Annotated in this window: 8 protein-coding genes and 1 pseudogene; 3 read left to right on the top strand and 6 right to left on the bottom strand. The window is 49.9% G+C overall.

Annotated features, from left to right (window positions below):
- Positions 1–418, bottom strand: a pseudogene (locus MPL1_RS07080) (hypothetical protein); the annotation flags it as partial.
- A gap of 83 nt (positions 419–501) precedes the next feature.
- Here MPL1_RS07080 and MPL1_RS07075 point away from each other — a divergent pair.
- Both MPL1_RS07075 and MPL1_RS07070 read left to right on the top strand, forming a co-directional pair.
- Positions 502–1,179, top strand: a complete 678-nt coding sequence (locus MPL1_RS07075) for a histidine phosphatase family protein (protein ID WP_009726439.1) — start codon at positions 502–504, stop codon at positions 1,177–1,179.
- 90 nt (positions 1,180–1,269) lie between these two features.
- Complete coding sequence (locus tag MPL1_RS07070; RefSeq protein ID WP_009726438.1) at positions 1,270–3,525, top strand: mechanosensitive ion channel domain-containing protein; 2,256 nt, start codon at positions 1,270–1,272, stop codon at positions 3,523–3,525.
- A gap of 28 nt (positions 3,526–3,553) precedes the next feature.
- Here MPL1_RS07070 and MPL1_RS07065 read toward each other — a convergent pair whose 3' ends face one another.
- Entirely contained in the window at positions 3,554–3,910 is a 357-nt protein-coding gene (locus MPL1_RS07065) for a hypothetical protein (protein ID WP_152417605.1), read from the bottom strand.
- A gap of 106 nt (positions 3,911–4,016) precedes the next feature.
- Between MPL1_RS07065 and MPL1_RS07060 the strand changes: the two genes are divergently transcribed.
- On the top strand, positions 4,017–4,955 hold the full coding sequence (locus MPL1_RS07060) for a GGDEF domain-containing protein (RefSeq protein WP_009726436.1): 939 nt from the start codon (positions 4,017–4,019) through the stop codon (positions 4,953–4,955).
- A gap of 63 nt (positions 4,956–5,018) precedes the next feature.
- On the opposite strand, the gene MPL1_RS07055 is transcribed toward MPL1_RS07060, so the two are convergent.
- From MPL1_RS07055 to MPL1_RS07040, 4 genes are all read right to left on the bottom strand, one after another.
- Entirely contained in the window at positions 5,019–5,510 is a 492-nt protein-coding gene (locus tag MPL1_RS07055) for an aminoacyl-tRNA deacylase (RefSeq protein WP_009726435.1), read from the bottom strand.
- 106 nt (positions 5,511–5,616) lie between these two features.
- Positions 5,617–6,171 carry a TMEM165/GDT1 family protein gene (locus tag MPL1_RS07050; protein WP_009726434.1) on the bottom strand — a complete coding sequence of 185 codons (555 nt, stop codon included), beginning with the start codon at positions 6,169–6,171 and terminating at the stop codon, positions 5,617–5,619.
- A 216-nt stretch (positions 6,172–6,387) separates the two neighbouring features.
- Complete coding sequence (locus tag MPL1_RS07045) at positions 6,388–6,900, bottom strand: hypothetical protein (protein WP_009726433.1); 513 nt, start codon at positions 6,898–6,900, stop codon at positions 6,388–6,390.
- Positions 6,897–7,646, bottom strand: a complete 750-nt coding sequence (locus MPL1_RS07040) for a tRNA threonylcarbamoyladenosine dehydratase (RefSeq protein WP_009726432.1) — start codon at positions 7,644–7,646, stop codon at positions 6,897–6,899. The genes MPL1_RS07045 and MPL1_RS07040 overlap by 4 nt, the downstream gene beginning before the upstream one ends.
- Positions 7,647–7,654: the final 8 nt, after the last annotated feature.

Genomic DNA, 7,654 nt, shown 5'->3' with positions numbered 1-7,654 from the left:
AACCTACGCCGAGCGCAAACAGAAAGGCAAAAAAGACCACAAAACCGGGACGCATATGCATGTCGATCTGTTCGGTTTCATTGAGCACATACACCAGCAGAAAACCGACAATGCCAAGCAGGAAACCAGAACTGGTGTGCAAGACGATATCCCACCACCAGAAGCGGGTGTAATAGCCGTGCACTTCGCCAAGAAACACCGCTGCAAATACAAAGGCGATAGCCAGCACCTTGAATTCGGCAGGGATGAATACTTTGAAGCGGCGCTCCAATATTAGCGGCAGCAGCGTAATGATGATAATGCCCGCGATCAGCAATACGTTCAGCCACTGCTGTTCCCAGATGGCACCGGCGGCACCGACCAGCAGAATAAACTGCAACAGTAATGTAATGCGTCGGTGGAATTTGGCTTCTTGCATGGTTGCTCCAGAACGATTTGAAAGCTCAGAGTCATACTTTGCTCAAGCTGCGTCAATAGCCTGCTTTGAAACTATGGCGGTGAATGATTGACAAAAGTGCTGTCAAACTTGCTTTTAAATACAGATTCCAGTCGATGGCACTCAGTCATAACAAACGTTCATCCCTCAGAGAACAATCAGGCTGGAGAGTTTTTGGCACAACTGCGTTGATGAGCGTGTGCTTACTGCTATTGGCTTTGAATGTGAGGGCAGAGCAGACAAGTCATCTGCAAGTGTTGTTGAGTCAGCCTGATCACGTCCTGGTGTTACGCCACGCTCTGGCTCCCGGTGTTGGCGATCCGCAAGGCTTTTCATTGGATGACTGCGCTAGTCAACGTAATTTGTCGGAACAGGGCAGGCTTCAGGCAATTGCTTTGGGTGATAGCCTGAGAACTATGGGGGTCAGTTCGGCACAGGTGTATAGCAGTCTCTGGTGCCGAAGCTGGCAAACGGCCGAGCTGCTGGACTTGGGGCCGGTTGAGCACTTATCCGCGTTGGATTCATTTTTTCACGCACGCTATCGCGATCAGCAACAAGCGAGGATGGATGCCTGGCTTGAGCATTTACAGCAGACACCGTCCGATAAGTTGCGTGTGTATGTCACGCATCAAGTGAACATTACAGCACTGACAGACGCCTTTCCGGGCTCAGGCAAAGGATTTTTGCTCCGTATCAAACCGGGTGAAAAACCGCAGATTGTCAGTGTTTTTCCGCCAGACTGAAAGTCGTCAATTTGAGCCTGAGCGCCCGTTATTTGTATACTCAGCCGTTAGCTATTTGCTGACTGTAGTCAGTATCACAGGAGAATTTTTGTGCGCCAATTTTTGCTGCTGCCTCTCTATCTATTCGTGTTGCTGCTGGGCGCTATGCCCACAGCCATTGCTTCGGAGCAGACACAACAGGAAGAGTCTTACCGCATCCTTGCGGATATTCTTGAGGACGAGCAGAGCAGAACACGTTTTATAGAACAACTGCGTTTAATGGCTGATGGACAGTCGCCAGAGCAGTCGACTCGTGATGTTGCTTCCGAAGAAGAAGTGCCTTCGCTGGCCAGACAACTTGCCAGCAATACTCAGAACGTTGCACAGGAACTGGTGCAGAAAGTTGGTGAAGGTCTGCAAGCTATCTGGCAAATTCGTTCGATAGTCTCTGACAATGGCTGGCTGTCTACCTTGTCTTTACTGTTTAGCCTGAGCATTGTTATCGCGACCACGCTGCTGTTGTTCTGGGGACTGCGACTGGCCGCTCGACCACTTTTTGCCAGAGCCAATCTGTTAGCTGCGCCTGGCCGAGGTCCGAATTTGATGCTGCGCCGAGTGGTTGCAGTGACTGTATCGACTTTACTGGATGTTGCCATTGTCCTGTTGGCCTGGGTTACCGGTTATGTCATTGCACTATTCGTGGTGGGTGAGACCGGCAAAATGGATGTCACCGAGTCCATCTTCCTGAATGCCTTCTTGTTGATAGAAGTGTTCAAGGTGCTGATCAGAACCGTTTTTGCGGATAAGGATGATGAGCTTCGTTTGCTACCAATGTGTCGTGAAACGGCCATTTATTGGGAAACATGGCTGTTCAGACTGAGCACGATTATTGGTTACGGCATGTTGATGATCGTACCGTTGATTAATGTCACCATCTCGCCAGTGTTAGGCCAGTTTGTCAGCATTGTGGTGGTGATTATTGCCTTCCTCTATGCCCTGGTGGTGATCCTGCAAAATCGCAGCCCGGTCAGAAATCAGCTGATGTTAATGGCTGGTGAGTCAAACATCAGTCTGTTCAGGGTGAGTTTAGGCATGCTAGCGCGTAGTTGGCACGTGTTGGCGATTTTGTATTTTGCAATATTGGCGATTGCCTTGTTGTTACGACCGGAAGATGCCTTGCCGATGATGCTCAAGGCAACCTTCCAGACGATTGTCGCTGTTGGTCTGGGCATTGCTTTCACCAAGGTCATCAGTCATTTCATTAAAAAGCCACTGACAATTCCTGAAGAGACCAGGCAGTCATTTCCTCATCTTGAAGACCGGCTGAATGCTTTTGTACCCACGGTCTTTGAGACCTTGCGGATTATTATCGTTGTCGGGGTGATTGCGATCATCCTCGATGCCTGGAGTATATTCAACCTGGCCACCTGGCTGGGTTCAGATGCCGGGATCAATACCATTCTCACCTTGTTGACGGTGTCAGCCATTTTGATCACGGCCAGTCTTCTCTGGATTGGATTGGCCAGTTGGATTGAGCACCGACTCAACCCTTTGGCAAGCAATCGTGAGCCAAGTCCACGAGAGAAAACCCTGTTGACCGTGTTCCGTAATGCCGCCTCCATTGCCTTGGTGACGGTTACCATCATGGTGGTGCTGGCGGAAATTGGCATCAATATTGGTCCGTTATTGGCGGGTGCGGGTGTGCTGGGTCTGGCCATTGGTTTTGGTGCACAAAAACTGGTGCAGGATGTGATTACCGGGGTATTCATTCAGATGGAAAACGGCATTAATGCCGGCGACATTATTACCGTTGCAGGTATGACCGGGGTGGTTGAGAAGTTGACTATTCGCTCACTGAGTCTGCGTGATGTTTCTGGAACCTATCATCTGATCCCGTTCTCATCCGTGGATACTGTGTCCAATTTCATGCGTGAATATGCTTATCACCTCGGCGTTTATGGCATTGCTTATCGTGAAGATATCGATGAAGCGATCAGCAAATTGCAGGATGCCTTTGCTGAATTATTGGAAGATCCGGAACAGCGTGAAAACATTATCGAGGATGACTTGCAGGTGGATGGTGTTGTAGCACTGAATGACAGCTCTGTGGATATTCGGGTCAGAATCAAGACATTACCGGGTAAACAGTTTGCAGTGGGCAGGGCCTACAACCGTCTGGTGAAACAGCATCTGGATCGTGCTGGTATCGAGATACCATTCCCGCACATGACGATGTTCTTTGGTCAGGAAAAAGATGGATCTTCTCCTGCGGGAGCTCTGCGATTGCTGGCTGATGATGGTGCCAGTCATGGCAATCCTGCTCAGCCGTCGGATTCAACGGATGCTGAGCAGGATTCAACCAAGTAGATCAAATAAGCTGATCGAACGCTAAGGTCTATCGGCCTCGATAGAAGTTATAGCTGTGGTGGCGGTTGTTGTTGCGTGGGCGGACATTAGAATCCGGTGCCACAGTAGATGGTCGAACCTGATGGCGTCCTGCATGTGGCGGCTGATGTGGACGAAATTGTTGCTGAGCGCCAAAAGATCGATGACCACGAATGCCGGTCGTACCATAAGCATAGGGGTGGTAGGGTTGAGCGCCACGGTAATGTGAATGATACTTTTGGCTATCGACGTAGCCTTGACCCTGAATGTGAATCAACACTTTGGGTTCAGCGACCACAGTAGTTGGCAACAGCGCAGTCAATAGCACGATGGGTAATATTTGTTTGTAGTTTGCTATTCGCATCACGGCACCTCCTTTATGATGTGACTACAGTTAGAAGCTGACGTTCGATTATCTCATTTTGAGGCAATACGGCTGGCGAATAGATTCACGGAACAGATGGAAATTGAATATGAGCATCACGACTAACGAGATGAACGATGACAGCACGGTTTACAAAACCTTGCTGGAATCCACCAAGGCGATTCCGTGGAAAATCGACTGGGACAGCATGCAGTTTGTCTACATAGGCCCACAGATCAAGGAGCTGCTGGGCTGGGAGCGTGAGAGCTGGAAAAGCGTTGATGACTGGATCACTCGAATGCACGAGGATGACCGTGAACGCGTTGCCAGCTTTTGTGTGGCCCAGTCCAAGGCAGGCATTGACCATGAAGCAGATTATCGTGCACTGACCAGTGATGGTGATTATGTCTGGATTCGTGATGTGGTGCATGTTGTGCGCAGAGATGATGGCAGTGTCGATTCCTTGATCGGTTTTATGTTTGATATCAGTGAACGTAAGAAAACCGAAGAAAAACTGGTCGATTTACAGAAAGAGCTTGAGGACTTGTCTTTCAAGGATGGACTGACAGGGGTCGCCAATCGTCGGATGTTTGATTCGATTCTGGATTTGGAATGGTCAAATGCCCGGCGCAGCAAGCGACCATTGAGTTTGATCCTGCTGGATATTGATTTTTTTAAAGAATACAACGACTTTTATGGTCATTTGCGTGGCGATGACTGTCTCAAGCTGGTCGCGCAAACCTTAGGCGCGGCTGCCACTCGTGCTCGTGACTTCTTTGCTCGTTTTGGTGGTGAAGAGTTTATTTTTGTCTTGCCGGAAACAGATGCTGAAGCGGCTGAAAAAATTGCCGAACGCTGTCAGGAGTTGATTGCAAAATTAGAGATTCCTCATCAAGGCTCAAAAGTCAGTGACTGCCTGACGGTGAGTATGGGCATTGGCACTATCGTGCCGGTGCATGGTGATGAGCAAAAGGAGTTTGTCGAGCTGGTTGATCAGCGGCTTTATGCGGCCAAAGATGCTGGTCGTAATCAAAAGGTGAGTATCTAGCGTCTGTAGTACTTACATCGCCACCATGACGGGTGGCGATGTAGTGCAACACATGATTCTTTCTTAATCTGTCTTTACAAACTCACCGGTCACAACCTCTGACATCACCTTTCTCAAGTCGCTGGATTTGAGTCCGATGGCATAACCGAGTACGCCGCTGCCAATAATCACCTCATCAAAGCCAAAGGCACTGTTGTCTGCCAACACTGTGACCGACTCAGGCAGAGCAATTGGCGGAACCGCACCGACCATAAAGCCAGTGGCGTTGGACACTTCCTCATATTCAGCCATTCTGAGTTTCTTTTCCCCCAACTGTTTGCGCAGGGTTGCCCAATCCGCACGGCCAGCTCCAGCCACAGCAAGTAACACAAAATGATCAGTCCCTGTTTTGAACAACAGACTTCTGACCACCGAATCTGGATTTTTGCCTTGTTCGCTTAACAGGGCTTCAAGATTGCGAATCGGCTTTTGATCCTCAGACAGCGGAATGGTGATGATTTCAAAGCGGATACCGTGTTGCTCCAGTAACTCGGTCACGGCGGATGTAATTGACATAAAGTCTCCTCTGGCAAATTTTCTGACTATTCGGATGCTGATTGAAAATCTGTCAGTGACAGACTACAAAACAGGATGTCCTAAAAATACAGGCTTTTAGTCTTTTTCAAAACAGCAGGGTCGCAACGCCCAGGACCATAAACACGGCACTGGCGCTATATCGGGCCAGTTTAAGCGGCATTCTTTTCATCAGTGTTTGACCAAACAGCACCACCGGAATATTAGCCAGTAACATGCCCAGTGTTGTGCCCAGCGTCACCCAGATCAGACTTTGATATTGTGCCGCCAGAATCACTGTAGCCACTTGAGTTTTATCACCGATTTCAGCGATAAAGAATAGCAAGGTGGTCGCCCAGAAAGCGCCCATGCGACTGAACAAGCCAGGTTTGTCATCCTGTTTGTCGGGAATCAGAATCCAGGCAGCGACCAACAGGAAACTGATTGCCACCAGAATTCTGCCTGTTTCAGCACTGATTAGGCTTGTGATCCAGATTCCTAGCCAGGCAGACAAGGCATGATTGAGTATTGTTGCGACCAGAATGCCGAGAATAATGGCAAGTGGTGCACGAAAACGCGCCGCTAGAATCAGTGATAACAGTTGGGTTTTGTCGCCGATTTCGGCAAGTGCTACCGTGGTGGTAGAGACAAGAAAGGCTTCCATGTGATTTTTTCTCCGGCGGGACAGTACCAAAGGTAAACATCGACCTCCCGCCAAAACGAGTCGCTGCTTACCTTAGGTCTTGTCAGTATCGTGGTTACGATACGAATCTGCCATGTGCCATGAGGGCACAAGTATGTTGACAGATTCACTCACCGAAGTGGGTAGACTACTCCCCCAAGACGTGGCAATTATAGAGGCTTGATTTTGGCGATGCAATCACTGTCTTAGCCTGCCCGTGATGGCGCTGTTCTCATCAATGACCCGCTGGGTTTGTAGCCACTGCCGAGCGTCTTCTGCATCCTGTTCAAACCATGCAGCTGCGCTGCCCAATCTGAAGCTATAGCCCCACCGATCCATATCCAGCAACATTCGCTGGCGGCCCATTGAAGGCAGTTTTTCGCTTAACAGAATTTGCAGGTAGCACACCGCATTTTCTTCATCGTAATCACCTTCGGCATCGGTATCGACTTTGAGGCGACGATGCTTGTCCATGCAGATATAGTGACAGGCTTCGTGCAGGGCAGAATGAACCGGGGTGTCATCTCGCACAAATAATTGATGGCCGATCAGCCCGGCTTCACGTTCACCAAAAAAACTGCCGGGGATCGATTGTGCTGAGTCGACACTGACAATGTCGATCCCGTAGTTTCCGAGCAGTTCTTTTAATTGAGATTTCAGTTCAGCAGTGCAGTTGAGCACCGCCTGCTCATCAATCACCTGGTCAGTCACTGGTCAGGCTGACGTCGGGCATCGCCCACCAGATGGTTGATAACCATGCCAGCCAGGGTTAAGCCAAAAATAGAGGGCATGTAGCTGACAGTGCCATTGACGGCTCTGGCACGTCCACGACTGACTGGCTCAGGTGGCAACGGTGGAATAGGGGATTCCAGAGAGTAGACGGTCTGCACACCGCGGCCCACGCGACGTTTACGCAAGGTGGAACGCAACTGTTTTGCCAGCTTGCAGATGGAAGTGTCCATCAGATCACCGGTGCGAACCTGAGTAGGATCCATCTTGCCGCCTGCGCCCATACTGGAAAATATCGCCAGTTGCATTTGCCAGGCTGTTTCCACCAATGCTGCCTTGCTGCTCAGACTGTCAATGGCATCAACCACGACATCATATTCACCTTCAGCAAGAATGACCGGTATGGTGTCGGGCGTCAGAAAATCAGTGAGCAGGGTGAGTTCACAGTCCGGATTAATATCCCGAATCCGGGCGGCCATCACCTCAGCCTTGAGTTGCCCGACTGTGGAGTTTAACGCAACCAGTTGGCGATTCAGGTTGGAGCCTGACACGACATCATGATCCACCAGGGTTAGACGACCAACGCCCATTCTGGCCAGTGCTTCCGCAGTAAAAGAGCCGACTCCACCCATCCCCGCCAAGAAAACATGGCTGTTTTGCAGGCGCTCGATGCCTGTATCGCCAATCAAAATATGGGTTCGCTCAAACAGCGGCTGTGCATGCGCCATTACAGTAT

Origin of the sequence: Methylophaga lonarensis MPL (assembly GCF_000349205.1) — a bacterium.
Taxonomy (GTDB): domain Bacteria; phylum Pseudomonadota; class Gammaproteobacteria; order Nitrosococcales; family Methylophagaceae; genus Methylophaga; species Methylophaga lonarensis.
Note: the sequence above shows the minus strand (reverse complement) of the source record. Positions and strands in the feature narration are given on the sequence as shown.

What these genes read in the sequence shown, in the direction of transcription:
- MPL1_RS07075 (WP_009726439.1), top strand. Translation starts at nt 502, where the DNA reads ATGATTGACAAAAGTGCTGTCAAACTTGCTTTTAAATACAGATTCCAG.
- MPL1_RS07060 (WP_009726436.1), top strand. Translation starts at nt 4,017, where the DNA reads ATGAGCATCACGACTAACGAGATGAACGATGACAGCACGGTTTACAAA.
- MPL1_RS07055 (WP_009726435.1), bottom strand. Translation starts at nt 5,510, where the DNA reads ATGTCAATTACATCCGCCGTGACCGAGTTACTGGAGCAACACGGTATC.
- MPL1_RS07050 (WP_009726434.1), bottom strand. Translation starts at nt 6,171, where the DNA reads ATGGAAGCCTTTCTTGTCTCTACCACCACGGTAGCACTTGCCGAAATC.
- MPL1_RS07040 (WP_009726432.1), bottom strand. Translation starts at nt 7,646, where the DNA reads ATGGCGCATGCACAGCCGCTGTTTGAGCGAACCCATATTTTGATTGGC.